The sequence below is a fragment of the Lactobacillus sp. UMNPBX17 genome (assembly GCF_002553735.1).
GTDB classification, from domain to species: domain Bacteria; phylum Bacillota; class Bacilli; order Lactobacillales; family Lactobacillaceae; genus Lactobacillus; species Lactobacillus gallinarum.
This window is the reverse complement of the sequence record NZ_PCYT01000204.1, coordinates 1-242: the sequence shown is the minus strand read 5'-3', so window position 1 is coordinate 242 and position 242 is coordinate 1. Positions and strand designations below refer to the sequence as shown.

Here is a 242-nt window from a genome sequence, read left to right as displayed (position 1 = left end):
TGCTACTCGGCGATAGCCATAGCGCCCCTGATGATAATTGAAGATTTCCTTGATCTTGGCAATGAGTTTAGAACGCTTAGGCTTTTTAGGCTTTCTTTTAATGATCTTGTAGTAAGAGCTTCTGGCAATTATCGGTAGCCCTGGATGCTCAGCGATTGCTTCTAAGACGTAGTCCAAGCTGACTTTGAATTCATGCCTTAGATCAGTAATTGCCTTAGCTATTTGTTCTGATCTTTTTCTTG

At 41.3% G+C, this 242-nt stretch carries 1 pseudogene; it reads right to left on the bottom strand.

From position 1 onward, the window contains the following. Positions 1–242, bottom strand: a pseudogene (locus CP368_RS10950) (IS3 family transposase); the annotation flags it as partial.